The sequence below is a fragment of the Allobaculum sp. Allo2 genome, from assembly GCF_022701175.1.
In the GTDB taxonomy this organism is placed as follows: Bacteria; Bacillota_I; Bacilli_A; order Erysipelotrichales; family Erysipelotrichaceae; genus Allobaculum; species Allobaculum fili.
On sequence record NZ_CP078088.1, the window covers coordinates 2,680,373 to 2,705,174 of the forward strand.

The window sequence follows — 24,802 nt, forward strand, 5'->3', positions numbered from 1 at the left end:
TTTAGAAAGGATCTGTTCTACCATTCCAATGAACGAAAAACCAGTTAACAACACGTCAACTGCGGCTGCTCCTTCTTCTGCAGAACGCGCCCCAAAGGCGCCTGCAGCGCAGAAGAAACCGGCACCCCGCAGCACTTCTGCGCCCCGATCGAATAATCCGGCGCATCACAAATCTTCCGGCCATTCCGGAAACAGCCGCAATTCAAAAGGTGTCGGCAAGCCTTTTGTCCACTCCCCTGTCCCCGCCATCGGCAGTCCGTCCACTCGAACGAAAGTTCTCCCGACGGATACGCAGATTTACGCGCTTGGCGGACTGGGCGAAGTCGGCAAGAACATGTACTGCTACGAACAGGGCAATGAAATCGCCATCGTCGACTGCGGCGTCCTGTTCCCGGATGATGATCTGTTAGGCGTTGACTACGTCATCCCGGATTATCACCACCTCATCCGCAATAATAACAAGCGAAAAATCCTTGTCATTACCCACGGTCACGAAGACCATATCGGCGGCATTCCCTTTCTGATCAAGCAAGTCAACATCGATGCCATTTACGCACCGCGCTTCGCGAAAGCCCTCATTGAGAAAAAGCTTTCCGAACACAAGGACGCGCCGAAAGTTCCAATTATTGAAATCAACGAAAACTCGGCCATCAAGACCAAGTACTTCAACATCGGCTTCTTCAACACGATCCACTCCATTCCGGATTCGCTCGGCGTCATGATCACCACGCCAAACGGCACGATCGTTCACACCGGCGACTTCAAGTTCGACCTGACCCCGATCGGTCAGAACGCGGACTACCAGAAAATGGCGTACATCGGCGCGCTCAAGCCGGATCTGCTCATGTCGGATTCCACCAACTCTGGCGTCGACGGCTTCTCCATTTCGGAAAAGGACGTTTCCAACGAAATTCTGCGCATTATGGCCAGCACACCGCACCGTATGATCGTCGCGACGTTCGCATCCAACGTTTACCGTGTGGCTCAGATTATTGAAGCCGCGCTCAAAACCGGACGCAAAGTGGCTGTCTTTGGCCGCTCGATGGAAAATGTAGTCGACATCGGACGCAAAATGGGTGTTATCAAAATCCGCAACGAAGATCTTCTGTCTCCAGAAGAACTGCGCACCACCCCCGATAACAAAATCTGCATTCTCTGCACCGGAAGCCAGGGCGAACCGCTCGCCGCGCTCAGCCGCATCGTCAACGGTACCCACCGCTTCATTCACCTGAAACCGACCGATACCGTCGTCTTCTCGTCCAACCCGATTCCAGGCAACGACGCTTCCGTAAACAAGATTGTCGACAAGCTGTTCCGCTCCGGCGCAACGGTTCTGAACAAATCCGTGCTCAACAACCTGCATACGACCGGCCACGCGTCCAAGCAGGAGCAGAAGCTGATGATGCAGCTGATCAAGCCGCGTTACTTCATGCCGATTCACGGCGAACACAAAATGTTAATGCAGCATCGTCAGTCCGCCATGGAACTTGGCATTCCGGAATCGAACATTTTCGTCTGCGCCAACGGCGACGTTCTGCTGCTGCGCAACCACGAAGTGATCCAGTCCGACTGGCGTTACCAGGGTGACGACATTTACGTCGACGGCAACGACATTTCCGGTCTTTCTACCGCGGTTCTCAAAGACCGCCGCATCCTGGCCGACAACGGTCTGGTGGCTGTCATCGTTCCGATCGATTCCAGCGCCAACAAGCTGCTGGCAAGACCTGTTATCGTCAGCCGCGGCTTCGTCTTCCTGAAAGACGCGCAGGCGCTGCTCAAGGAAGCCGAATTCATCGTTTCGACCAACCTGCAGGCCCGACTGAAAGAAAGAACGACGTTCGCGGACATCAAAAACTGCATCCGTTCTTCTCTGGAGCCTTTCCTCTATAAAAGACGCACCGCAACCCGATCGTTATTCCGGTTATTCTGAACTCCAAGAAAGCCATGGAAGAACTCGCCGCGCAGCATCGTGCAAGACAGCAGGCCAGAAAAACGCCGGTCATACCCAGACCCATGCCGCAGTGCACGGATCCAGATCGGCGGAAAACAAACCTGCACCCGCCGCCAAACCGGCTTCGCAGGAAAACAGCTGATCGAGAGAATCCAGCCCTCGGTTTTAGCCGATCCACAAATTCATTCTGATTTTTACCAGGCGGTCTGCACAGACCGCCTTTTCCATACCTCTGAAGCTTTTCTTCTCCGCATCGTTTCGATCTGGAGCAGGAATCCCGGTCCCGGTCCGTCTAGTCCAGCCGGTCACGCGCCGCCCGCGGGAACACTGCTCGAAAAAGAAAGAGGATATCTCTATGGAAGCCAATGATTTATAATAGATTGTCCATGAACCCATTTTTTAGGCGAAAGGAGCAGGATTATGGCCAGACGAACCGCGCATCGCGTACATTCCCGAAAAGAAGACAGCCTTTGTGGCTGACAATTTCCATGTGGGTGATCGGCATTGCCGTATTCTGCATGACCTGCCTGACCCTGACCCTTTACAACGGCATTTTCGTTGCCCCCTACCAGGTGCACTCGAACTTTTCGCAAATCCGTTCGACGAAAATTCCCGCCTCTCTGAACCAGCTTTCGATCGTCTATCTGAGTGACATCGAATACGGCGAGAATTTCCCCGTTGAAAAAGGCGATAAACTCTTTGATGAAATCGCCTCTCTGGATCCGGACGTTCTGCTGATCGGCGGCGATCTCTTCTCGAAAAATGCGGAAGTCAGCGGTGAAATGCGCGATCAGATGGTGAACTGGATCAGCCGCGTCGAAGCGCCGAGCGGAAAATTCGCCGTCTATGGCGAACAGGATCAGACGTCCATGAACCGTCTTCTCGAAGTCAATGACGTCTACGGTCGAAGCCAGGTCGAAATGCTCGACAACGCTTCGGTTCTTCTTTCCAACGGTTCGGGCAGCGGCATTCGCCTCGCCGGTCTGGGCCTGCAGCCCGACCCGGAAGCGATTGCGTCCACCATTCCCGGCGACACGTATTGTCTGATGCTTTCCCACTTCCCCGACAATTTGCTTGCGGTACAAAATTCTTCGCTTCGTCCCGATCTTGCGCTTTGCGGAAACTCCCACGGATCGCAGGTGAAATGGCCGATTTTCGGCAATTACCGGACGGTGGAAGGCAGCACCCAGATCAACCGATCCAAGTCTCAGAAGCTTTCTTTCCCGTACACCATTTCCAGCGGCATCGGCTGCGTGGATGTTCCCGCCAAAATCAATTCCCCCGTCGAATATTCTTACTTCACGCTCGTCTCCGGCTCCAAAGCCGACGACAATGCTCCAGCGCAGGCGCCGCTGCTCACATCCAGTTTGCAAAGCGATGCCTCTTCTCAAACCGACGCACCTGCAGAAGATGCGCAGTCCGGTACGGATCAGCCTATGGAGGGCGAAACTCCATCTGCGGAAACTGAAATGCCAGTGGAGAATCCAGAAGCCGCTCCTGCGGAAAACTAAGGGATACAGCCAATCCGGATTGACAAGAAATCCATTTTTTCTGTTTTTGGAGAGACTCTTCGCAGACTTCTCTCATCCGGTTCAGCCGCTTTGAGCCAAATACAAACTCGACCCTTGAAAAAGGCCAGTCCGTTTTGATTCGGACTGGCCTTTCGCTATTTTGAAAATTAGTGGAGCTTTTCGTCGATGGCAGCTGCCAGTGTGGTGGTGTTGGCCAGCTGGATGTTGTTGACGACGATCAGATCGGTGATGTTGTTTTCCTTGCAGAAGGTTACAAAGTTGCCTTCCGCATAGCGTTCATCCATCGCATAGACTTTGTCGTAGTTGTTGACGATCCAGGGGACGAACGCACATCCGTAGGATTCGGAGATGACCAGGGCGGAACTGCCGTCGTTGATTTCGTTGTTGTCGATTTCAATGAAGGGCTGGTCGCCGGCGATAAAGCGCATGTAATGGTTGTACTGGTCGATGGCTTCGGACGTATTTACGACTTGCGCATCGTAGTACTGATCGCTGTTGGGGTTGCCAAAGTCGCCGGTGAATACTTTCATGGTGTTGCCGCCTTTGGGCACCCAGGCTTCAAACGTATCGGGTGTGAACGTAGCGGTCGGCACCATGCCGGTATAGGAACCGGTGAACGGATAGTATTCGAGACGTTCGAGTTCATCCTTGTTCACAGGCTCGATCCCTTTGACTTTGCAGAAGTTGAGATAGGCATAATAGGCGCCAAGCTGTGTCCAGTGATGGTCGGTACGGAAATAGAGCGGTTCGGAAGAATGTTCCTTCAGGATGTCGTACGTGCCAACGGGTTTGACCAGATCGTTGTAGCGGGAATAGAAGTATTCAATGCCCTGTTTGGCATCGGAACCGGAGAGCTTTTTGTACGTTTCGTCATCGAGCATGATCGAGGCGTTTACCGGAGCGAGAATCGAGTAGACGTTGGTGATCCCTTTCAGCTCCTCCGCTGCGCGGTTGAGAGCGGAAGTATACGTATCGCAGGCTTCCTGTACAAAGTAGAAGCCGCCATAGGCGCCGCCGTCTTTAATCAGCAGACCTTCCATGATGGAGTCTTCAATATCGGCGGCCAGCTGATTGGTTTCCGGCGCTTCAGTGCGCTTTTCAAACTGGCTGTCGGCGGACTGTCCCTGTTCGCTGCTCGCGGCGCTGGAACTGGCTTTTTCCTTGCCGCCGATCTCATCGGCAGTGACATTGCCGCCAATGACCATCTCGTTTTGCGGAATGCCTTTGAGCTTCTGAAGGTCGTTGTTCATCGCAACGAGCTTTTCGCGGCCAGGATAGCTGTCCGCGTACCACGTGGAAATCTGCGAAAACCAGGATCCATCCATAAAGGAGGTCAGGCTGAACGTCGGAAACGGGGTCAGATCGCGCTTTTCGATCGCGGAAGTATTGGGACGCAGCGGCAGCAGCAGTCCGTTGATCGTCCCGATGGCCATGCAAAGACAGAACAGGGCCACCGCCAGCGCTCTCGAATAATAAAGAATTTTTCGCTGCTTTCTGGAAAATCGTTTTTCATATCAATCTTTCTAGGAAGCGGAAAGACCGCTTCACACGACTTGGGTTAACGGATCAGAACTGGAAATACAGGAACGGGTTATAGGCGTTGCCGATAAGCGCAAGCACGGATATAGCAAGCAGGAACAGCGGCAGAGCGACCTGTTCAATGGAATAGAGGGCGAAGCCGACGGAATTATTGCTGGCCCAAACCGAAAACAGACGTTCGATCCAGACGCTCAGCGTCGTGCATCCAATCATGCAGGCGGCGATGAGGAAAATATTGGAAAGGAAGACGGACCATACGGACCAGCTGAAGAAGCCGGCACCGTTCAGTCCAAACAGACCTTTGAATGCCAGAAGCAGCGTGTTCGCATCTTCAAAGCGGAAGATCACCGTTCCTAAGAGGACTACGGATAAGGTATACAGGCGGTTCCAGCCGTTGGGAATCCGCTGACGAATGACAAAGCGTTCGAGCAGCAGGAAGCAGAGGTAGTAAAGGCCCCACAGAACATAGTTCCAGGAGGCACCATGCCACAGACCGGTCAGAAACCAGACGACGATCATATTGCGTACGTAAATGAGAGTACCGCCGCGGCTTCCGCCAAGCGGGATGTACACATAATCCCGGAAGAACGAAGACAGGGAAATGTGCCAGCGTCTCCAGAAATCCTGAACGGTAACGGCCATGTACGGATAGTTGAAGTTTTCCAGATAATGGAAACCGACCATGCGGCCCATGCCGATCGCCATGTCGGAATAGGCGGAAAAGTCGAGATACAGCTGGAGCGTAAAGGCCAGCGCGCCGATCCAGACGCCAAGCACCGGCGTTGCGGCCAGCGTCTGCGCGTTGGTAGACATCAGCTGATCGGCGACCTGTGCGATGCCGTTGGCAAGAATGGCTTTTTGGCCAGACCGATGCTGAAGCGGCGAATGCCGGCGTACACATCGTTCATCGTGACGGAACGATGTTCGATTTCATCGGCTACGGTTTTGTAGCGAACGATCGGTCCGGCGATGCACTGATGAAACAGCGAAGAATACAGAAGCAGGCGCGCGTAGTTTCGCTGAGCCTTCACTTCTCCGCGGTACACATCAATGACATAGGACAGAAGCTGGAACGTATAAAAGGAAATGCCGATCGGCAAAACGATTTGCGCGACGTGTTCTGGAAAGCCGGTGAGCGCCTGCATAGTAGAGCCGATAAAGCCGGTGTATTTGAAAATGGCGAGCAGCCCGAGCAGGGCGACGCATTCCACCGTCATCCAGAATTTCTTTTTCTTTTTGCTTTTGAGATTTCCGATTCGCAGGGCGCACACCCAGCTGATCGCGGTTTCTCCTAATAAAGGAGAAGATACATCGGACCGCCCCAGGAATAGAAGATCAGTGACGATACGAGCAGAACGGTATTCTGATAGCGTTTGGGAACGCACAAGTAAATGCCCATGCTGATCGAGAGAAAAGCAAAGACGAATAACAGACTGGAAAAACCATAGTACCCTTCCTGTTCAAAACGGATCCGCCGTCCAGTTTTCCGGATGCCGGAAAAGAATCCTGGTCGGACTGCCGTATTTTTCTGTTCTATACAAATTGGATTTCGTTTCGGGCAAAGCGGCGATTCGAACTCGATTCCAACACCAAAAGGATATTGATCAGACCCGGACAGATTCTGGACGGATCTCGAAGAGACAAATTTGGAAAACCGAAACGCTTCCATGCGCTGTGCGATCCGTTTTAGCCTCTTTTGCTGACCCCTTTGAGCGTCCGTTTAAAAGCGTCAAAAAACGGACAAATCTATCCCGATTTCTGAAAATCAATTTGTATTTTCCATAACTCAGTTTGAAAAGAAGACACAGAAAAGCTTTTCTGAGCGGCTGTGCTCCGCTTTGATTTCGACCGATTTCTGTCGATATTCAAGCGTACGCAAGCCCAAAATCAGCCGGTGTCCTCTTTTTGCCCTAATACCATACCACCTTACAAACGTCCCGGACAGAGCGCGCTGAATCGCTCGTGCGCTGGAAAGAAGAAACATCAAAATATGCGAGGTCCAATCCAATTTATCTTGATCGTCAAAATTGTCTATTCTTCGACTGCAGCGCTTCGATTGGCGGCGAGAAGATCCCAAGTTTGGGTTCCTTGTCTGGCTCTGTCTCCTGCCGTTTAAAGATGCGGCTGAACTGACTTTCCAAAACGTAAGCGGATCCCCGAAAATCGCGTATTTCCCGATAGAGAAAGCTCTTCTGAATGGTTCTTTCCTGCTTGATCCCAAGACGATCCCTGGTTTTTGCAGGAGCTCTTTCTGTACAGGGCTGGAAAAATGATTTATTTTTGAAGATTGTAAGAGGTTCTATACATTTTTCATCTGTACAAAGAGCCTGTTTTTTCCATTTTGTCTACCCCTATTGTCTAAAACCGGTTGTCTAAAGCCTATGGGATCGGGATCTTCTCGATTCCAGCGGCTGACCGTTCTATAGATTTATGGATACGGATCTGAATCCGTCTCAACGCAGAAAGGAGCTCCTGAATGGAAGATTTTCCCCAGCTGATTGTCATGCTTACGCATAACGATTTGACCATTCCCGACGCAGAGGCTGTCTTTGAACAGTGCAGAAACAGCCCCGCGGCATGGTTTGGCTTTAAAGAAGAACCGCTGCCGCTTGAACAGATGAAGGCACTGTGTCATCGCATGAAAGACTGCGGCAAGCACACGGCGCTTGAAGTCGTCGCCTACAGCGAAGAAGAAGGACTCGAAGGCGCCCTTCTTGCCGTGGAATGCGGCTTTGAAATGATGATGGGTACGAAGTACTCGCCGGCCATTCACGCCATCTGCAAAAAGCGGGTCTGAAGTACATGCCTTTTGTCGGAAGAGTGGAAGAGCGGCCTTCCATTTTATATGGAAGCGCCCTGGAGATGCTTGAAGAAGCCAGAGCCCTGGCCGAAGCCGGCGTGGACGGCATCGATCTGCTTGGCTATCGAAGTCCCGAAGATGCAGACTTGCTGATTCGTGAATTCGTCGCCCATTGCCCGCTTCCGGTATGCGTTGCGGGAAGCATTAACGATTATGGCCGTCTCGACACGCTGCGCGCTTGCAGGCCCTGGGCCTTTACGATCGGCAGCGCCTTTTTCGAAAATCATTTTGGCGGCCCGATCAATGAGCAGATTGAAACGGTCTGCCAGTATATGCAGACGCCTTTGACAAACACGGAGAATACTGGGGATACGGCACGCCCGGCAGCGAAAGACAAATCTGCAGAAGACAGGGCGGCTGAAACGAAAAAGGAGACGACATGCTAGAAAAGTATTATCCGTATGAATACGTCCCCTCGGTTTTTGCGATCGATTATGAAAAGCTCTACGCTCAGGGCATTCGCGGGCTGATTTTTGATCTCGACAATACGCTCGTTCATCATGGCGCTCCATCCACACCCGAAGTGGACGGGCTGTTTGCCAGACTGCATCAGCTCGGCTTTCAGACGCTGATCCTCTCGGATAACAGCGAAGAGCGTATTCTGGATTTTCTGAAAAATATCGATTCGCCATACGTTGCCGAAGCGGGCAAGCCCGATCCCGCTGCCTGCCGGAAGTCCCTGGAGATGCTGAATCTGAAGGCGGATCAGGCCGTAGTCATCGGCGATCAGATTTTCAAGGATATTGTCTGTGCCAATGGTGCAGGTATCCCCAGTATTCTGGTCCACTACATTACCGTTCCGGGACAGAAGATCGGAAAAACCCGCTATGTAGAAGCCGCTCTTCTGAAACTGTTTCAAAACGGCCGATACGATCATCGGCTAGGTCATATCCGTCTGAAGAAAGGAGAACAGGCATGAGTGAGCGCAGACCTCTTTCCGAACGCTATCCGTTTTTATGGCAGCTGTCGGTAAACAAAGGCATTCTGGTTCGTAACATACAGGACCTGGTCTCGAAAGAAACCATCTCCAGAACACGGCAGGAGGAACCGCTTCCGTATGTGGTGGCTTCCTATTCCGTTCCCATGATGAAAAAGGGACCGGGAATCGATCCCGTCACGCAGGAAAACAAAGCAGTCAATGTCCACATCGCTTCCAGCAAGCTGACCGGCATGATCATTCATCCAGGCGAAACCTTCTCCTTCTGGAAAACCGTCGGTTCCATTTCTCGTAAGAAAGGCTACCGTGAAGGACGTGTCATTAAGGACAACCGTCTGATCGTGGATGTGGGCGGCGGTCTGTGCAATCTGGCCAACGTGATCTGCAACGCGGTTTTACGCAGTCCTTTAACCATTACCGAATTCCACCAGCATTCCGATGCGCTGGCGTGCGATCTCGACCATCGCATTCCCATGGCCAACGGAACCTCGGTTGCCTACAACTATGTGGACTACCGTTTCAAAAACGAAACGGATGCGGATTTCCAGCTGGTGATCATCTGCCCGGACGACACCCTGACGGCGGAACTTCGCAGCATCCATCCATTTGATCAGACTTATCGCATCACGGAAGACGATCATCATTTTGAAAAAGAAGGCGATACCTATTACCGCATCAGCAAAATTTATAAGGAAGTCTGCGATGCTGACGGTTATCTCCTAAACCGCGAGCTGATCTGGAACAACCATTCCAAGGTCATGTTTGATCCATCCATGATTCCTGAAGACATGATTCGCACCTCCGAAAAATAATGGCTCTACGAAAATATTTGTGGGATCCTCCGAGCCAATGTCTTCATATAGAAAATAAAAGGGTCTTCCGTAAGCTGGAAAAGTCGATCAAGACTACCAGATACAGGAGATCCCGTATGTACTCTACTAACTCTTCAGCTGCTTTTCAAGTTTCCAATGAATCGAATAACGGTCTGCTTTTCATTCCCTCATCGCTGCCGGGCTTTACCCAGTCAGGTGTTTATTCCCGGATCGATGCTTCCGGAAATCATTCCATCTATCAGTGTGACGGAGTACTCTGTGAAGTCACTGATGAAGAACGAATCTGCCCCGTTTGCGGTCAGAAGATGCACATCAAATCATCTCGTTCAATCACACTACGCCACCTTCCCTTTGGCTTGACTTATATCCATGTCACCGTGAAGGTTCAGCGCCTCTTCTGCGAGAACGGCCATCATACACAAATGCGATCTATTCCATTCAGAGCACAGAAGCATACGATTACTACAGCTCTCGAATCGTACATTGAAGATCTGCTGGCAAGCGGCCGCTATACCCTGAAGGAAATCGCTGAGCGGACTGGTGTCGGAGCTCATCTCGTTGGCGAGATTGATAAAGCCAGGCTGAGCAGGCTTTATACGGATCAGACGGAACTCGGACCAGTGCTGAAGAAAACCGATACCTGCAGTCGATATCTGGCTATCGATGAATTCAAGCTTCATAACGGCCATAAATACGCCACCCATATCATCGATCTGGAAACCGGCCATGTTCTTTGGATTGCCAGAGGCAAGTAGAAACAGGTCGTATACGATTTTATTGATCATGCGGGTATTGAATGGATGAGTCATGTTCAAGCTGTTGCCTGTGACATGAACTCTGATTTTCAGGAAGCATTTCAAGATCGATGCCCATGGATTTCTATCGTATTTGACTATTTTCATATCGTTAAGAATTTTAACGATAAAGTGGTCTCTGAAGTCCGGAAGGATGCTCAGAGAGAGAGCTGATCGCAAGCGGTGAAATCGTGCAGGCCAGGCTTCTCAAAGGGTCGAAGTATATTCTGATGTCTTCTAAGGCAACGCTGGCTTCCAAAGATGCAAAAGGGAAGGCTGGAGCCATGATGGGTGGCGAGAACACCTTGTTTGGGTTAAAGCCAGTTCTTGCCAAAACAGGTTTTGTCAAACGGTATAACGAACTGCTCAAGGTGAACTCTCTCTTCATGACCTGCGATCTGGTAAAAGACCAGCTGGAAAGAGCCTTCAAACGCTCAGATCCAGAGGAGATGGCGCAGCTGCTGAATTCACTGATTGACACGTGCAAAGGAACGAAAAACAAGCACTTTAAATGGTTTGCGCGACTCAGCGAGAACCATTATGAAGGGATCCTTTCGCATGCCATTTACGGGATATCTTCAGAAAAGATTGAAGGAATCAATAACAAGATCAAGACCGTCAGACGACAGGCTTATGGTTTCAAGGATGATGGGTATTTCTTTCTTAAGATCATCGATGCTTCAAGAAACCCATCAACCAAGAATCCCAAATTCCACAAAATTTTTCATCGAACCATTTTTCTAGTGAAAATGAGCCAAAAATAATAACTCAGACGAGGGAAGCGTTTCGATTCGGCCGAAAAGCGGCAGTGTAAACGAAGGAAAACGCATAGAGAAGGAAAACGCACAGAGAAAAGGAAGAATTGAATGCGAACGTGTCCAATTTCAGGCGCCCGTCCTCTTTGCGTATTACAATACGTCTGTTCGTTCGCTGCTCGATTGAATGGTCCAGAATAAGGAAGAGAATTCTTTTCAGGCGCAAAGGAAAAGCGTTCAGCCTTCTTCTGGTATTTCGCTCTCTGGTGCACGAACGGCGTGCAGTCATGAAAATCCGGCTTTCTTCTGCGTATAAAAAGGAGAAAACGAAAATGTCTGATCGTTCAAAAACGAGTGTCCGCAAGGACAGCAAATTTACCACCCGAAGCATCGCCTACATGGCCATGTATCTGGCGCTGTTTTTTGTTCTCGACTACCTGAGCAATACCCTGCCGCTCTTCCGTATGCCGCAGGGCGGAACGCTCGGTCTGGGAACTATCGCGCTTCTTCTGGCCAGCTATCATCTCGGCTGGCAGCTTGGTCTGATTACCGCCATGCTTTCGGTTCTGATTCAGTTTGTTACCGGACAGATGTATATTCTGGGCTTTACACAGTTTCTGCTCGATTATTTCATCGCCTTTTCCGTGTACGGCATCGCATGCCTGTTCCCAAACTGGAAGTACTTTTATTCCGGTGTGCTGATCACCAACCTGATCCGCTTTCTGTCCTCGACCATTTCCGGCGTTGTCTTCTACGGCGTTACCTGGTGGGGATCCATCGTCTATCAGTCTTCCTATATGATTCCGACCCTGATCGTCGATCTGATTCTCGTTCCGCTGCTCGTTCGCGCGCTGTCCAAACGAGTTTCCTTCCACGTTTAGAAAAACGGTATCGGCAGACCCGGCGTTTCAAACTTACCCATGGTCTGCAGACAGCCAGGACGGATCTTCCCGATCCGTTCTGGCCTTTTTCTTTGTTCGATGCAGAAGGCATAAAAAACGCCCGGACGAATCCGGACGTACAAACGTCTGAGCAAAAGTCATAAGCCATGTTCTGTTCTTTTCGCGAAAGCAAAAAGCCGCAGCAATTTATCTATGCGTACGCATCTGTCTCTGGCTTCAGTTGGCCTCGGACAGTTCCCCTACCAAATTTGGGTTTCTCGCTTGAGGGGTTTACCCGTTCCACCTTTTCGTTTCCGAAAAAGCTTCGTCTCTGTGGCACTTTTAAAGACGTCGGCCATGAAAGGAGGATTCCTTTTTAGGCTTCCGTACAGCCGTATGTTCTTGCGAACACCCCAGTCTTATTGATTCGGCTGGCACAAACACTACAGTCATCGCAGACTGTGCGAGCATGGACTTTCCTCTGGCAGTCAGGCTGCCAGCAGCTGCGTCGTTCTGTTCAGAACCATTTGTCGATTCAAAGAATCGATTAAAATTAAAATTAGTGCGAAGCGAATACAGCCGCTTCCAGACGGGCTACGCGCTCTTCGAGCGTGAGCGGTTCGGCTTTCTCTTCTTCTTTTTCTTCTTCGGCTGCCGCTTTAGCTTCTTCAAGCGCCTTGGCGCTGGCTTCCGCCTGCTCTTTGGCTTCCTGGGCCTGGCTGGAGAGCGCTTCGTTTTCCGCGGTCAGGTTTGCCACCTGTTCCGTGAGCGCCTTCAGCTGTTCCTGAAGGTCGGCGAGTTTTGCGGCCTGGTCCTTGTTTTCCTGTTCAAGCTGGACCACGCGTTCGTTGGAATGAATCAGTGCGGAGGAGAGTTCTCTGCTCTGATCATCAAAATCCTGATAATCTTCAATAATATCGTCCAGGAACGAGTCAACCTGATCGGCGTCGTAGCCTTTTTCCTTGGACGGGAATTCCTTATCGTAAATCTGCTGGGCGGTTAATCTGAATGCCATGTGAACTTCCTCCATTGCGTTTGTCATTATATCAAATGAAAAGAAACACCTCAATCCTTAAGGTTCCTTTCTTGTGATTTTATAGTATAATTTCACAATATGTGACTCCATCGTCTTACGCTCGTGAAAGCCGAATTTAAGAAAACGAAAACAAACACTTAATATCCTTTAAATAAAGCGGGAATATCCTGAATATGTCTTTTTGCATGGAACGGGACGAGCCGTCTGGTTCGTTGAAAGCGCCATGGTTTTTCTATATAATTCAGACGATGAGTCAGATAAAATATCCCGCCGGAATGCACAAGGCGCAGGGCGTGCGCCGCATGAGCGACAACCATGCAGACCGGGGGTCCAGTCTGGAAGACGATCTCAACGCTTCCAATCTGTACTACCGGGAGATGAAGCGGGCCCTGATCTATAAAAAGCCGACCCCTGTACAGGTCGTCCATGTGGACTACCCCAGCCGGGGCCGTGCGAAAATCACGGAAGCCTACTATCGAACGCCCTCCACGACCGACTACAACGGTCTCTATCGAGGAAGATACGTAGACTTTGAAGCCAAACAGACGCAGAACCGTACAAGCTTTCCTAAATATCTCGTCCAGGAACATCAGATTGAACACCTTCAGCGTGTTCAGGAACAGGGCAGGATCGGTTTTTTATTGTACGCTTTACAAGTCTGATGCAAACGTATCTGGTCGATGCCGGCGATCTGATCGCCGCACACCAGCAGACGCAGGCGAAATCCATTCCTGTTTCATGGTTTGAACAGAATGGGATTCTGCTTAAAGAAGGACTTTATCCAAGAGTCGACTACCTGTCTGCAGTCGACGAGAAATATGCAGCTTATTATATGGAAACCCCTTTGAAAGGAGACAAATAGAAAATGGCACAGCAGCAACACGGGCGCCAACCTTCCGCCCGCCCTACTGGCAAGCCGCGAAAGACGCTCGATGCCTGGAACAAGATCGCGATCGCCGTTCTGACCCTGTTTCTGGTCGGATGCGTTTCGGTCTTCTTCGTGCTCGTCAATATTATTAACGACCCGGAAGGCATGCGCTTTTCCAAGGACGGCTTGTCCACATTATCCAACTCCCGAATCTTTGATGATTCCGGAAACATGTTTTATGAATTTGGTTCCGAAATCCGCGACGACATTACGTACGATCAGCTTTCGCAAAATGTCATCGACGCCTTCCTGGCGGTAGAGGATTCCCGTTTCTTTACTCATAACGGTTTTGACCTTCCGCGTTTCACGGCAGCCGCTCTTTCCAACCTGCAGAGCGGAAGTCTTGGCCAGGGCGGTTCGACACTGACCATGCAGATGATCGACAACGCCTTCACCAAAAACCAGGAAGCCAAGCTGGAAGCGGAAAAAGGTTCGCTTTCCACCCTCGATAAAATCAAGCTGAAGATCCAGGAAATCTACCTGGCTCTCATTGCGGAACAGACCATCGACAAGGAAGACATTATGGAGTTCTACCTGAACCGAATCTGGTTTGGTTCCGGAAACAACACACGAGGTATACAGAAAGCCGCGCGCTACTACTTCGATAAGGATGTCTCGCAGCTGAACCTTGGCGAAGCCGCCTTCCTTGCCGGAAGCATCAACGCGCCGTTTACCAACAACCCGCTCAACAACATCCACAACGCGTCGGATGAAACCGATACGATCGACCATCTCGCCGCCGGACAGGAGCGAAGAAACACGACGCTTCAGCTGATGCTCAACCACGGCTACATCACCGAAGAGGAATACAACCTCGAAAAGAACGCAGATCTGGCGTTCGCGCTGAACTATCACGAAACCATTTCCGTTGACCCGAACCAGGCCTACATTGACCAGGTCATTCAGGAAGCACAGAGCCTGACCGGTCAGGACCCGGCCATTATCCCGATGGACATTTACACCGCTCTGAATCAGGGCGCGCAAAGCGAGCTCGATAAGATCATGAACGGCGAAGTCGTCGCCTTCCCGAACGAGATGATGGACTTCGGTACGACGATCATCAACAACAGCACCGGTGAAATTATCGCCGTCGGTGCCGGCCGTCATTACCATTCCGATTCGGTATCGGTTAAGCAGGACAACTCCATGAACACCCGTCAGCCGGGTTCCGCCATGAAGCCGCTGCTCGCCTACAGCTCAACCTTTGATATTCTCGGCTGGTCAACCGCCCATATCGTGGACGACAAACCGGAAGACTACTGGCACAGCGGATCCAACCTGCGAAACTCCGACGGAAAATACGATGGGAAAATGTCGCTGGCCAGAGCGCTGGGCGTTTCGAAAAACACCACCGCCGCCGCAGCGATGATCGATCTTGTCGACGCGACCGGTACGGATTACTGGGTAGACTTCTGTAAGAAGCTCGGCTTCGATGAGCGAACCGCCGAACTCTTCGCCCCGCAGTATTCGATCGGCGGTGCCGACATGTACGCTTCCCCTACCCAGATGGCTTCGGCGTACTCGATGTTTGCCAACCAGGGTACCCGAATCAACGCGCACCGGATCCGACGAATCATCCGCCGTTCCGACAACATGGAAATCAGCGGCGATTCGACTGAATACGAACTGATTTCCACACAGGCCGCCTACATGATGAGCACGCTGCTCAAGGAAGTTGTTTACGGCGGCTATCAGAACTACAACGAAATCCTCGGCAGCCCGGATTATGTGGCCTACGCGAAATCCGGTACATCCTCCTGGGAAGAAGAAGGGGCCCAGTACGGCATCCCGGCCGGAGTTATGAAAGACGAATGGTCCATCGGCTACACCTCAACGTATTCGATTGCGACATGGTCCGGCTATCTGCCTGCCTACTTCATGCAGGGCTACTACATGGGCTGGACCGAACTCGAAGCCGCACCGGCCTTCCACATCAACCGCTACATGCTCGATTACCTGGCGCCAAACGGCAACTACCATGAAATCGAGCGTCCGGATCAGATTTCCGACTACAAAGGCGGTCTGATCAAAACCGAATTCCTTGAAAAAGGCGATCCGGATGCCGGCGACAGCTACACCAACCAGCTTCTTGAAGCCAACCGTAAAGCCTGCCTCGCCAGCGGCGGTTCCTTTGATAACGGAGCCTGCTCCTGCCCGGACGGCTATAAGCTCAACAACAACGCCTGCGTACCGGATGTAGAATCCGAAGTACCTTCCGAAGATCCGGATCTTCCAATTGATGATCCCGGCAATCAGGATCCCGGCAATCAGACGCCTCCAGGTCAGAATCCGGGCGATGATCCCAGCATTCCGACCCCGCCAACGGATCCAGGCACGCCGCCAGATGATCCGGGCAATGATCCTGGAACGCAGGTTCCGCCAACGGACACCCCGGATGTAGCTCCGCAAAGCACGACATCCTCAAACGGTACCGCCTATGCGGCCCGCGGAACGTTTTATCAGACGCTCGGCCACAAAGCGAACAGTGCGCTGACCTTTGAGATTTCCTCGCTCACGCCGGCGGATCCAAAGTTTTTCCTGAAACGCAGTCAGAGAGCGATGCTCTAGAAACCCGTCGCCAAAGACAAACGCATTAAATCAAAACGGACAGATCTCTGCGATCTGTCCGTTTTTTCATATCTTATTGTCTGGCTGCGGTTTGGTCTGCGTATCCGGATCTGGATTTGTCTCTGGTTCTGGAATCTCCTGTGCTTCGGCCTGCGCTATCCCTGGCTCTTCCGTTACGCCATCTTCCGTTTTCTCTTCCGTCAGGTCGGTTAAATCCGCTGGCGCCTCTTCTTCGGCTTCTGGCGGATTGTAGAAGTTTTCGCGCAGCAGCTGTGCCTCGTCTTCACTGAGTGAGCGGCGCTTTACAAGCGTATCGAGTACTTCTTCAAAAATGTCGTCCGCAATGAGCATTCCCAGTTCGGTCAGACGATTTCGTTCGATTTCACGAATCACCACGTTGCCGTCATAAAACTCGTCGAGATCCAGATACTTTTCGCTCTGCTTATACGTCCACATGTACACGTATTCGTTTTCGCTGAAGAAATCCTGAAAGATCCCGCCGCACTGACGGGTGATCCGGATTCGTTCCTTGCGGGCAAACGCGGGAGCCGCACCGGTCTTTTGCGAGCCGGGTTTTCGTTCTGCTCGTCCTGTGCCTTGCGCGCTTTGAGCTCCTTTTCTTTCTGCAGGAGCGTAGAGGTTTTGCAGAAGCTGATCAGCGGATACTGCTCCGGCTGCTCGAGCTTCTCTTTTGAAGGGACGCGAACGGGAAGAAGTAATGATTGATGCTCTCGACGGAAAGCACCTTGGAATCGGGCTGAGACTGTCTGGGGAAGAAAGCCGATAGCCCCAGGCTGTATCCTGATCCACCGTACTGATCAGAAACGGCTCCCCGGAAGAAAGCGAAACAATATCCCCTGGAATTCTGGACTGGGGACGCGCGGAAATCTGCCAGACGGTTTCTTCCTCTTTCGGACTTCCTTTTCTTTTCTGCGTGCTGACTTTTCGAGTGCCGACCATGCGCAGAATTCGATCGGCAATGCGTCGATCCGATTCTTTCAGGCTGGTGGAAAGAGAGCACTTTACGCGCCGGGATTTCCTCCCAGTGGCTCAGATCCACAAACGTGCTGCCCTGCGCGTGGTAACGGGATCCAAACAGCATGAACTGATCGTAATCTTCCGGTTTCAGTTCCATCTGGACCCAGCTGGAAATTTTCTTTCGGCGCTTGTGCGAGGAAGGACAGCCGATCAGGCCGTCTTCGGTTTTGGCCAGAATCAGGTAAGGACGGCAGCGATGGCCTTTGGGGACATCCGCAAGTGCCCAGTCGCTCATGGGCATTTCACAGTAGACGAGATCGCCCGGCTTAACGCGATCAAACGCGTGAATTTCTCGAATCGTCGCGTTGGACTCAATCGCCCCGTACTCTCTTCGATTTTTCCAGAGTTCCCAATACGAATGGATATGTTCAAAAAATGACGAATCGACTGGGCGGTCCGTTTCAGAACGTTCTGTTTCTTCACGCGCTCCTCGCCTCCTTTCTCCGGTTAAAGGGTTCTGCGGGCCTGTGCATTCTATTGTAGCGGGAATCTCGTCTATTCCCTATCCCTGTTTGAAACGACGCACACAAAGCCTGGACAGCACCTGATCATGAAAAAGAAAGGAAAAAGCTCAGATCCAGAAAGCGCAGAACACGAAAAAGGACAAAGCCGTTCCGTGCCAAACGAGAAGCGTTCCGCGCGGGCTGCCTTGTCCATTTGTGTTTTCTGCTGGTGTGTTTTCTGTAGAACGAGCGGATTCAGCGGCTGGAATGGGCAGGATTAAGTGTCCGGGAGGAATCAGTCCTTGAAGACAGCGACATCCTTCAGCTTGTTTCGCTTTGGCATTTCCGGATCGATATCCGGTTTTCCTAAAGCGACGACGCACATGATTTTGAGCTCTCCTGGAATAGAGAGCGCCTGACGAATGGCCTGTTCGTTGTAAATCCCCATGATGAGCGTTCCGAGATCGAGACGCTTCGCTTCGAGGCAGAGGTTTTCTACCGCGAGGCCGCAGTCAAAGCAGCTCCAGCCTTCCCCGATCGCATTGGCGTATTCGCCGTCATTGCCCATGCCGCTTTTTCGCGGTTCATAGCATACGACGATCAGGCACGGGGCGTTTTCCGTGTTTTTCGCGTTAAAAGCCGGAAGACCGTTTTCCCGGAGCTCTGCGAGCAGCTGATCGTTGGTGACCACATACCAGCGCGGGCACTGCGAATTTTTCCAGCTTGGCGCAAGAATGGCGGCCTTGAGAACTCTGCGGATGTCCTCATGGTCGATCGGTTCGTTTTTATAGCGGCGGATTGCTCGACGATTTTCGAGTACTTTATCAAATTTCATGGAAAATTCTCCTCTGATGCAGGATAGCCGTACTGGCGCCTGTATTTTTAGGCCGCTGCTGCATGATGTCTTTTCCTTCAGACACCGAAGTGCGGAGCGAAAAAGATCCTGCTTTACCAGAAATTGTAGCAGGATCTCGATTTCATTCGATGCAAAACGAGAAGAATGGATCAGCGCAGGATGGTATAGGCCACAAAACAGCAGTAAACCAGGATCATGCAGATGCCTTTGGTTCGATTGAGTTTTGGAGAGAACCAGCACAGTGCGAACATTCCGATGGCGACGGCCAGAAGAATGGCGGAATCGATCACGTTAAACATGTCTGCACTAAGCGGCGAGATCGTCGCGGAAGCGCCGAGAATGAAAAGAATGTTGAGAATGTTGGAGCCGATGGCGTTCCCGATCGAAAGGCCGCTTTCGCCTTTTTCGCCGCGGTCACGGAAGTAACCAGTTCCGGCAGCGACGTTCCGACCGAAACGACGGTCAGACCGATCAGGTTTTCGGACATGCCCAGACTCGCCGCGATCTCCTTGGCGCTGTCGACGGTGATGTCGCCGCCAAGAACGATGGCCGCAATGCCGATCAGAAGCAGAACCGGAATTTTCCAGGTCGGCATCTGCTTTTCATTGCTGTCTTCTTCGACCGGGTTCTTTTTCGCGTCCCGGATCAGCACGTAAAGATAAATCGCCAGGATGATCAGAAGAAGAATGCCTTCTACGCGGCTGAGGTTTCCTCCGAGAAGGAAGAGAAGCAGAAGCAGCGAGCAGAAAATGTTGACCCCATATCCCGGCGAAGAACCGTTTTATGGATGACAAACGGGGTAATTGCCGCGCTGGCGCCGACCACGACGAGCGTATTGAAGATATTCGATCCCAGTACGTTGGAAATTGCCAGAGCGTTGCTGTTGGCAATGGACGCCGAAATGGACACGGACGCTTCGGGAAGCGAGGTGCCCAGTGCGACGATCGTCAGACCGACAATAACCGGCGAAACTTTCATTTTCAGTGCGGCGGCACTTGCGCCGTCCACAAACAGGTCGGCGCCCTTAATCAGCAGGACGAAGCCGACGATAAGCCATAAATAAGCCATAGATACCCTTTCTTAAAAACCATGCTCCGGTTTGGACGCAGGTCTGTCGTATGTACTGTTGTATGTACTGTCATACGACGTAAAAACGGCAGATTTCGGTTTGCCGCGCCTGCGGTGTTTCCGTTCTGCCATTTCAACGCTCTTAACTTTCTACTCTCTTTTCAAATTGCCTCTTCTTCCGCCTGGATGCCCGTCGGACGAGGTCCTGCGAAGCGATCAGAGAATTCCGTAAGAAGAAAGCAGAATGTGTATGCCGATCAGAATCAGAACCAGACCGCCCGCAATTTTGGCTTTTTCTGGAAGTGACTTCCGGCGGCGGAACCGAGCCATACGCCGAAGGCGCAGAAGATTCCGGTGACAATCGCGATGATCACACAGGCAAGCATCGCATTCGCCCAGACCGGCCATGCGGCGACGATTTCTACCGGCGTCATCGAAAAGGAAACGCCGACAGCGAGCGCGTCGATCGACGTCGCAATCGCCAGCATGAACATTTCTCCGGTTTCAATGGAAGAATCGGTATCTTCTTCCTTTCCGGATTCACGGATCATATTGATCCCGATGAAGGCCAGCAGGCCAAAGGCGATCCAGCTCGAGAACGACTGTACGGCGCCGACAATCATCGCGCCGAAGAAGTAGCCAAGAGCCGGCATGAGGCCCTGAAACAGACCAAACCACAAGGCGCAGGCGAGCATGACTTTCCCGTCGGCATGCTTTGTGGCCAGACCTTTACAAATCGAAACAGCGAAGGCGTCCATGGCAAGTGCCGCAGACATAATGATGACCGTTACCAGATTCATGTAATTCCTTCTTTCCGTTTTGAAATTGCCGACCGTCTTTTCCACTCTGCCAGAACTGTCCGGCAGGAAGGCTAAGCCGGAATATTATACCCCACGAAATCTTCGAACGTGTCGTTCTCGATCGTTCAAATGATTTGTCCGCGTTTACTCCGATCGGGAAGTACACAATTCAAAAGGCTTAAAACAAAGCCGATTTGCGTGCGCAGACGCAGAGTTCGCTTTCATTTTTGGTATGGGCTTTCGTGTTTGCGGGCAGGCCGAGCGCCATAAGCGCTTTTCGAATTCCGTCCTGCGTATTGGAATCCGTTACAGCCCACGCCTGCTGTTTTACGAAGTCTTTCGCATTGCCCATCGCAAAGGAAAAAGGCACGGTTTCAAACATGGAGACGTCATTTTCCCCATCGCCAAACGCGATGACCTGATCGCTTTGCCAGCCTTCCCGTTCCATCAGCCGGCGAAGGCCTTCGCCTTTCGAAAAGCCCAGAGGCAGCACTTCAAGCTGACGCGGCGTCGTTCGATAAATCGAAAACCGATCGCCAAAGCGCGCCTGCATCCGTTCGAAGAGTTCGATCAGCGGCTGTTCTTCCTGCATGATCTGCAGCTTGTTGACGGGCTTGAAAATTTCCTCGGCGCTTTTACGTAATGAATTTCCGGATAGCCGTCGCGCATGTCCGCCAGCCATTTCCATGGCCCTGCCGTCCAGGGATAGTCGTCATCCAGATGATTTTCCCCGCGCAGCAAAATTTTATGTTCCCGTATCGCCGGAGAAAAATAGACAAACATGCCGTCGTCAAATACGGCCTGGCTTTCCGCGTTCTGTCCGATCAGCCACGTGTAGATCTCCCGGATTTCTTCCGAAGACATCTCGTGGTATTTGGTACGTTCCTTTGCAGAGAGATCGTATAGAGCGACGCCGTCCACTTCAATGAGCAGTCCTCCGTATTCGTCCATTCTCAAATCGTTCGCATAGCGAAGAAGCCGCTTATAGCTGCGCCCTGAAGCCAGAATCAGACGGATGCCCGCCTGTTCCAGCCCAATGAGATACGCACGGGTTTTGGGGAGATTTCTTCTTTCGCGTTGAGCAGCGTGCCATCCATATCCATAATAACGGCCCGAATCCGCGACGGATCGGGACGGTCTGCGGGCAAGGATGCAGCGAGTGTCTGGATCTCTTTCAAATTGTTCAAAAGAGAAGACGTCTCGCTTAAAGTCTTTGCATCCTTCATTTTTGTGCTGTCTGTGTTTGTGAACATACTTTCCCCTGCCTTCTTGTATTATCTCGTGCTGTTTGTTTCGTTTATTTCGTCCCGTACGGCTTCTGTTCCATCACGTACTGTTTTGCCTGTCGCCTCCCGCCGTGTTTTCTGCACAGCTTTTCCCGTTTTGTTTTTCCCATTTTGCTTCTCTGGTATTGCTTCTCTGGTATTGCTTCTCGCGGTTCATTCTATGTGCAGCCATTCCAGAAAAACGCATGGGGGTTAAGGCGATGGATCCAATATCAAAATACACTGATCATCTTATCGCATTCCCAAAGCGACCGAACTTTGAAGCCTGTTCCCTTTCTGCTGAGGTTCGGTTTAACGCTTGCATTGTTCCTCTCGGTGCTGCAGACGGTTCAAGCGTCTGGTTTTGCAGCCGGATTTTGTTCCTGAACCGCCCGGATCGGCTTTTTTTCTGAAGTGGAACGCGTTTCTCGGGAGAAAATTTCCATTTTTGAAATTTTCTTCTGCATTTGGATGCCCGTATAGAGTCCAGAGAGCCTCATTTCTGTTTTATCCGGACCTTGTGGAAAACTTTTTTCTGGTTTGTTCTGAGGAGCGTTTATGGCGAAATCCCTTATACCCATCGGATTTTTCCGGTTTTTGATTGACCCACATATACTTTTAAATCTGAATTTAAAATTTTTGAATGAAATTTGTTGACGGGGTTAGGGAAAATGATAAATTATCTTTGCGCTCAGGGAGCGGGTTGAAAAAGCCGCTGATGAGCCAAGATCAAATGCCTGAATAGCTCAGTCGGTAGAGCATCCGGCTGTTAACCGGCAGGTCACAAGTTCGAGTCTTGTTTCAGGCGCCATTTGATCAATCGCGGAGCTAACGCTCCGCTTTTTTATGCGATTTTTGATGGAGAAGCTTTTGGCTTCTCCTTTTCGTGCGTAACTTTTTGTAAATCCAATGCGATAGGCAATCTCACAAAATCGTTTGGCATGATTGAAAGGTCCTGAAGGGCTTTTCGATATAATATAGAGAATCATGATGACACTATTCGCCTATCTGCTGTTCGGTTATCTTTCCGGGAGCATTCTCTATATTCACCTTTACTCGGCACTGTTTTCGAAAAAGACGCCACCCTGGGAACCGAGGACGGCAATCCCGGCACCTTCAACGCCTTTGAAAAAGGCGGGTTCTGGTGCGGTCTGTTCGTTCTGCTCGGCGATCTGGGCAAAGCCTTCCTTCCGGTTTATCTGTACACCCGCACGCCAGAATGCGCCCTGATCCCCTGCAGTCTGATGCTGGTCATGTGGGCGCCGGTCTTTGGACACCTGTTCCCCATTTTCTATCGTTTTCGCGGCGGTAAAGGCATCGCCGCCACATTTGGCTCCGCCCTTGGCGTATGGGCCGGTCAGGTGAGCTTTCTGCCCACGCTGGCTTTAATCGTGCTTTTTCTGACCTTTACGCTGGTCATTCGAATTCGTCCGAATTTCTACATGACGGGGCTTGTCTTTATTCTTTACGCCCCCATGTGTCTGGCTTTGCAGGCCGCTTCCGTTTTAGTCGGTGGAGCGGCTCTGACTTCAGTTTCTGTACTCGCAAGACTCGGCCTGTCCAAAGAAGCCCGGCCGGATATGGAGGTAAGCTTTTATGGAAGCGCTGATTCTGTCCTGTTCGACCGGCGGCGGTCACAATTCCGCCGCACACGCTATGGTCCACGAACTCACGGCGCGCGGCTGGACCGTACATTTCTTCGACCCGTATTCTTTGCGCTCGCCGCAGATGGCCAGGCGCGTCGGCAGCGCCTACGTTTCCATGGTGCAGCTTTCGCCGCATCTCTTTGGCGCCGTCTATCAGCTCGGCCGCCTGTACGAAGAAGGCGAGCGAAACTTCAGCCTGCCCAATCCCGTTCTGGCGGTCCAGAAAAAGACCGCTCTGGCTTTGCATCGCTGGCTGAGCGAACATCCAGTCGATCTTATCCTGTGTTCGCATCCGTATCCGGGACTCATGCTCACCTGGCTGAAAAACCATGGTCTGCACGTTCCGCCTAGCGTAATGATTCCCACCGACTATACGTGCATTCCCTTTGAAAGCGACGTTCAGACGGACTGGATGACCATTCCCCATCCCGATCTGGTGGAGACCTTCTTTCAGGAAGGCGTCGATCACTCCCGCATGATCCCCTGCGGCATTCCCGTCGATCGCAAGTTCGATCTGCGCACCAGCCGGGATAAAGCCTGCAAGGCATTAGGGCTGAGTCCTTCCAGACGCTACGTTTTAGTCGGCGGCGGATCGATGGGCATTAAAGGTCTCTGGCCCATGCTCATTTCCCTGCAGCCGCTGCTTGAAGACCAGCCGGATCTGCACATTCTCGTGCTTTGCGGCAACAACCGGAAACTGTATCGCCGCATCGAAAAGTTCAACGATCCATCCATTTCCCCGGTGGCCTTTACGAAAAACATTTTTCAGTACTTGCAGCTGGCGGATCTGTTTATTACGAAACCAGGCGGCCTTTCCATTACCGAAGCGGCCGCTTCCGGAACGCCGCTGCTGCTTGCGTTTGCGATTCCAGGATGTGAAACACAGAACGCGGAGTTTTTCGAACGTCACGGCTATGCCTGCTACGCCCGTACAAACGACGAGATCGCTTCTCTAGCTGCACACATGCTGAAACATCACCGTCCCGAAAATACGCCGCCAGACCCGTTTTTACCGGCATTTCCAGACGGCTTGGCGACTGGTGCGAACTGGCTGCGTCCATGAATCCGCAGT

Annotated in this window: 23 protein-coding genes, 1 tRNA gene, 1 other RNA gene and 5 pseudogenes; 16 read left to right on the forward strand and 14 right to left on the reverse strand. The window is 51.6% G+C overall.

Features of this window, described 5'->3' with window-relative positions:
- The first annotated feature begins 334 nt into the window (after positions 1 to 334).
- Positions 335 to 2,142 (forward strand): annotated as a pseudogene (locus tag KWG61_RS15405) (ribonuclease J).
- Between the two features lie 279 nt (positions 2,143 to 2,421).
- Positions 2,422 to 3,462, forward strand: coding sequence for a metallophosphoesterase (locus KWG61_RS15410; protein WP_242744554.1), 1,041 nt, complete (start codon positions 2,422 to 2,424; stop codon positions 3,460 to 3,462).
- Between the two features lie 167 nt (positions 3,463 to 3,629).
- Here KWG61_RS15410 and KWG61_RS15415 read toward each other — a convergent pair whose 3' ends face one another.
- The 3 genes from KWG61_RS15415 to KWG61_RS15425 all read right to left on the reverse strand — a co-directional run bounded on the left by KWG61_RS15415 (position 3,630) and on the right by KWG61_RS15425 (position 6,239).
- Positions 3,630 to 4,937 (reverse strand): DHHW family protein, encoded by a 1,308-nt coding sequence (locus KWG61_RS15415; protein WP_242744555.1) that lies wholly within the window; start codon positions 4,935 to 4,937, stop codon positions 3,630 to 3,632.
- A gap of 112 nt (positions 4,938 to 5,049) precedes the next feature.
- On the reverse strand, positions 5,050 to 5,835 hold the full coding sequence (locus KWG61_RS15420; protein WP_242744556.1) for an MBOAT family O-acyltransferase: 786 nt from the start codon (positions 5,833 to 5,835) through the stop codon (positions 5,050 to 5,052).
- The gene (locus KWG61_RS15425) at positions 5,835 to 6,239 is read right to left on the reverse strand and encodes a hypothetical protein (protein ID WP_242744557.1); all 405 of its coding nucleotides are present in this window, start codon (positions 6,237 to 6,239) and stop codon (positions 5,835 to 5,837) included. Before KWG61_RS15425 ends, KWG61_RS15420 begins: the two co-directional genes overlap by 1 nt.
- Positions 6,240 to 7,498: 1,259 nt before the next feature.
- Here KWG61_RS15425 and KWG61_RS15430 point away from each other — a divergent pair.
- From KWG61_RS15430 to KWG61_RS15460, 8 genes and pseudogenes are all read left to right on the forward strand, one after another.
- Entirely contained in the window at positions 7,499 to 7,819 is a 321-nt protein-coding gene (locus KWG61_RS15430) for a hypothetical protein (RefSeq protein ID WP_242744558.1), read from the forward strand.
- A gap of 5 nt (positions 7,820 to 7,824) precedes the next feature.
- Positions 7,825 to 8,268 (forward strand): hypothetical protein, encoded by a 444-nt coding sequence (locus KWG61_RS15435; RefSeq protein ID WP_242744559.1) that lies wholly within the window; start codon positions 7,825 to 7,827, stop codon positions 8,266 to 8,268.
- Positions 8,262 to 8,801, forward strand: coding sequence for a YqeG family HAD IIIA-type phosphatase (locus tag KWG61_RS15440; protein ID WP_230267523.1), 540 nt, complete (start codon positions 8,262 to 8,264; stop codon positions 8,799 to 8,801). Before KWG61_RS15435 ends, KWG61_RS15440 begins: the two co-directional genes overlap by 7 nt.
- A complete protein-coding gene (locus tag KWG61_RS15445; RefSeq protein ID WP_230267522.1) occupies positions 8,798 to 9,631 on the forward strand; it encodes a VanW family protein in 834 nt (277 codons plus the stop codon). Before KWG61_RS15440 ends, KWG61_RS15445 begins: the two co-directional genes overlap by 4 nt.
- A gap of 116 nt (positions 9,632 to 9,747) precedes the next feature.
- A complete protein-coding gene (locus tag KWG61_RS15450; RefSeq protein WP_242744560.1) occupies positions 9,748 to 10,407 on the forward strand; it encodes a transposase family protein in 660 nt (219 codons plus the stop codon).
- Positions 10,408 to 10,422: 15 nt separating this feature from the next.
- Positions 10,423 to 10,620, forward strand: a pseudogene (locus tag KWG61_RS17905) (transposase); the annotation flags it as partial.
- A gap of 17 nt (positions 10,621 to 10,637) precedes the next feature.
- Complete coding sequence (locus KWG61_RS15455; protein WP_256460724.1) at positions 10,638 to 11,210, forward strand: transposase; 573 nt, start codon at positions 10,638 to 10,640, stop codon at positions 11,208 to 11,210.
- A gap of 323 nt (positions 11,211 to 11,533) precedes the next feature.
- Positions 11,534 to 12,082: an energy-coupled thiamine transporter ThiT gene (locus KWG61_RS15460; RefSeq protein ID WP_230267520.1), complete on the forward strand. Its 549-nt coding sequence runs from the start codon at positions 11,534 to 11,536 to the stop codon at positions 12,080 to 12,082.
- Between the two features lie 156 nt (positions 12,083 to 12,238).
- Here KWG61_RS15460 and rnpB read toward each other — a convergent pair.
- Positions 12,239 to 12,597: RNase P RNA component class B (gene rnpB, locus KWG61_RS15465), an RNA gene on the reverse strand.
- Positions 12,598 to 12,641: 44 nt separating this feature from the next.
- Complete coding sequence (locus tag KWG61_RS15470; protein ID WP_230267519.1) at positions 12,642 to 13,097, reverse strand: DivIVA domain-containing protein; 456 nt, start codon at positions 13,095 to 13,097, stop codon at positions 12,642 to 12,644.
- Between the two features lie 398 nt (positions 13,098 to 13,495).
- Here KWG61_RS15470 and KWG61_RS15475 point away from each other — a divergent pair.
- Positions 13,496 to 13,980, forward strand: a pseudogene (locus KWG61_RS15475) (Holliday junction resolvase RecU).
- Between the two features lie 3 nt (positions 13,981 to 13,983).
- Positions 13,984 to 16,614, forward strand: a complete 2,631-nt coding sequence (locus tag KWG61_RS15480; protein WP_230267517.1) for a transglycosylase domain-containing protein — start codon at positions 13,984 to 13,986, stop codon at positions 16,612 to 16,614.
- A gap of 66 nt (positions 16,615 to 16,680) precedes the next feature.
- On the opposite strand, the gene KWG61_RS15485 is transcribed toward KWG61_RS15480, so the two are convergent.
- Entirely contained in the window at positions 16,681 to 17,574 is an 894-nt protein-coding gene (locus KWG61_RS15485) for a hypothetical protein (protein ID WP_242744561.1), read from the reverse strand.
- A gap of 19 nt (positions 17,575 to 17,593) precedes the next feature.
- Between KWG61_RS15485 and KWG61_RS15490 the strand changes: the two genes are divergently transcribed.
- Positions 17,594 to 18,031, forward strand: a complete 438-nt coding sequence (locus KWG61_RS15490) for a hypothetical protein (RefSeq protein WP_242744562.1) — start codon at positions 17,594 to 17,596, stop codon at positions 18,029 to 18,031.
- 359 nt (positions 18,032 to 18,390) lie between these two features.
- Here the strand turns inward: KWG61_RS15490 and KWG61_RS15495 are convergent, their stop codons facing one another.
- The 8 genes and pseudogenes from KWG61_RS15495 to KWG61_RS15530 form a co-directional block, all read right to left on the reverse strand.
- Positions 18,391 to 18,930, reverse strand: a complete 540-nt coding sequence (locus KWG61_RS15495) for a nitroreductase family protein (RefSeq protein ID WP_230267515.1) — start codon at positions 18,928 to 18,930, stop codon at positions 18,391 to 18,393.
- Positions 18,931 to 19,100: 170 nt separating this feature from the next.
- Positions 19,101 to 19,546 (reverse strand): annotated as a pseudogene (locus tag KWG61_RS17910) (sodium:calcium antiporter).
- A 98-nt stretch (positions 19,547 to 19,644) separates the two neighbouring features.
- Positions 19,645 to 20,019 (reverse strand): sodium:calcium antiporter, encoded by a 375-nt coding sequence (locus KWG61_RS15510; RefSeq protein WP_242744564.1) that lies wholly within the window; start codon positions 20,017 to 20,019, stop codon positions 19,645 to 19,647.
- 263 nt (positions 20,020 to 20,282) lie between these two features.
- Positions 20,283 to 20,819, reverse strand: a complete 537-nt coding sequence (locus KWG61_RS15515; RefSeq protein ID WP_242744565.1) for a manganese efflux pump MntP family protein — start codon at positions 20,817 to 20,819, stop codon at positions 20,283 to 20,285.
- Positions 20,820 to 20,997: 178 nt separating this feature from the next.
- Positions 20,998 to 21,411: an HAD-IIB family hydrolase gene (locus tag KWG61_RS16640; RefSeq protein ID WP_256460725.1), complete on the reverse strand. Its 414-nt coding sequence runs from the start codon at positions 21,409 to 21,411 to the stop codon at positions 20,998 to 21,000.
- The gene (locus tag KWG61_RS16645; protein ID WP_367614409.1) at positions 21,390 to 21,857 is read right to left on the reverse strand and encodes an HAD family hydrolase; all 468 of its coding nucleotides are present in this window, start codon (positions 21,855 to 21,857) and stop codon (positions 21,390 to 21,392) included. The genes KWG61_RS16640 and KWG61_RS16645 overlap by 22 nt, the downstream gene beginning before the upstream one ends.
- Positions 21,827 to 22,072 (reverse strand): hypothetical protein, encoded by a 246-nt coding sequence (locus KWG61_RS15525; protein ID WP_242744566.1) that lies wholly within the window; start codon positions 22,070 to 22,072, stop codon positions 21,827 to 21,829. Before KWG61_RS15525 ends, KWG61_RS16645 begins: the two co-directional genes overlap by 31 nt.
- A 362-nt stretch (positions 22,073 to 22,434) precedes the next feature.
- Positions 22,435 to 22,665, reverse strand: a complete 231-nt coding sequence (locus tag KWG61_RS15530) for a hypothetical protein (RefSeq protein ID WP_242744567.1) — start codon at positions 22,663 to 22,665, stop codon at positions 22,435 to 22,437.
- A gap of 154 nt (positions 22,666 to 22,819) precedes the next feature.
- Between KWG61_RS15530 and KWG61_RS15535 the strand changes: the two genes are divergently transcribed.
- From KWG61_RS15535 to KWG61_RS15545, 3 genes and pseudogenes are all read left to right on the forward strand, one after another.
- A tRNA-Asn gene (locus KWG61_RS15535) sits at positions 22,820 to 22,895 on the forward strand.
- 274 nt (positions 22,896 to 23,169) lie between these two features.
- Positions 23,170 to 23,544: pseudogene (locus tag KWG61_RS17915) on the forward strand (glycerol-3-phosphate acyltransferase); the annotation flags it as partial.
- A gap of 136 nt (positions 23,545 to 23,680) precedes the next feature.
- On the forward strand, positions 23,681 to 24,793 hold the full coding sequence (locus KWG61_RS15545) for a glycosyltransferase (protein ID WP_242744569.1): 1,113 nt from the start codon (positions 23,681 to 23,683) through the stop codon (positions 24,791 to 24,793).
- Positions 24,794 to 24,802: the final 9 nt, after the last annotated feature.

Bases quoted from the DNA above. Each gene is read 5' to 3' on its own strand.
- KWG61_RS15420 (WP_242744556.1), bottom strand. From the start codon at position 5,835: ATGTCTACCAACGCGCAGACGCTGGCCGCAACGCCGGTGCTTGGCGTC.
- KWG61_RS15425 (WP_242744557.1), bottom strand. From the start codon at position 6,239: ATGACGGTGGAATGCGTCGCCCTGCTCGGGCTGCTCGCCATTTTCAAA.
- KWG61_RS15430 (WP_242744558.1), top strand. From the start codon at position 7,499: ATGGAAGATTTTCCCCAGCTGATTGTCATGCTTACGCATAACGATTTG.
- KWG61_RS15435 (WP_242744559.1), top strand. From the start codon at position 7,825: ATGCCTTTTGTCGGAAGAGTGGAAGAGCGGCCTTCCATTTTATATGGA.
- KWG61_RS15440 (WP_230267523.1), top strand. From the start codon at position 8,262: ATGCTAGAAAAGTATTATCCGTATGAATACGTCCCCTCGGTTTTTGCG.
- KWG61_RS15445 (WP_230267522.1), top strand. From the start codon at position 8,798: ATGAGTGAGCGCAGACCTCTTTCCGAACGCTATCCGTTTTTATGGCAG.
- KWG61_RS15450 (WP_242744560.1), top strand. From the start codon at position 9,748: ATGTACTCTACTAACTCTTCAGCTGCTTTTCAAGTTTCCAATGAATCG.
- KWG61_RS15460 (WP_230267520.1), top strand. From the start codon at position 11,534: ATGTCTGATCGTTCAAAAACGAGTGTCCGCAAGGACAGCAAATTTACC.
- KWG61_RS15470 (WP_230267519.1), bottom strand. From the start codon at position 13,097: ATGGCATTCAGATTAACCGCCCAGCAGATTTACGATAAGGAATTCCCG.
- KWG61_RS15480 (WP_230267517.1), top strand. From the start codon at position 13,984: ATGGCACAGCAGCAACACGGGCGCCAACCTTCCGCCCGCCCTACTGGC.
- KWG61_RS15485 (WP_242744561.1), bottom strand. From the start codon at position 17,574: ATGGTCGGCACTCGAAAAGTCAGCACGCAGAAAAGAAAAGGAAGTCCG.
- KWG61_RS15490 (WP_242744562.1), top strand. From the start codon at position 17,594: ATGCGTCGATCCGATTCTTTCAGGCTGGTGGAAAGAGAGCACTTTACG.
- KWG61_RS15495 (WP_230267515.1), bottom strand. From the start codon at position 18,930: ATGAAATTTGATAAAGTACTCGAAAATCGTCGAGCAATCCGCCGCTAT.
- KWG61_RS15510 (WP_242744564.1), bottom strand. From the start codon at position 20,019: ATGGCTTATTTATGGCTTATCGTCGGCTTCGTCCTGCTGATTAAGGGC.
- KWG61_RS15515 (WP_242744565.1), bottom strand. From the start codon at position 20,819: ATGAATCTGGTAACGGTCATCATTATGTCTGCGGCACTTGCCATGGAC.
- KWG61_RS16640 (WP_256460725.1), bottom strand. From the start codon at position 21,411: ATGCAGGAAGAACAGCCGCTGATCGAACTCTTCGAACGGATGCAGGCG.
- KWG61_RS15525 (WP_242744566.1), bottom strand. From the start codon at position 22,072: ATGTTCACAAACACAGACAGCACAAAAATGAAGGATGCAAAGACTTTA.
- KWG61_RS15530 (WP_242744567.1), bottom strand. From the start codon at position 22,665: ATGGGTATAAGGGATTTCGCCATAAACGCTCCTCAGAACAAACCAGAA.
- KWG61_RS15545 (WP_242744569.1), top strand. From the start codon at position 23,681: ATGGAAGCGCTGATTCTGTCCTGTTCGACCGGCGGCGGTCACAATTCC.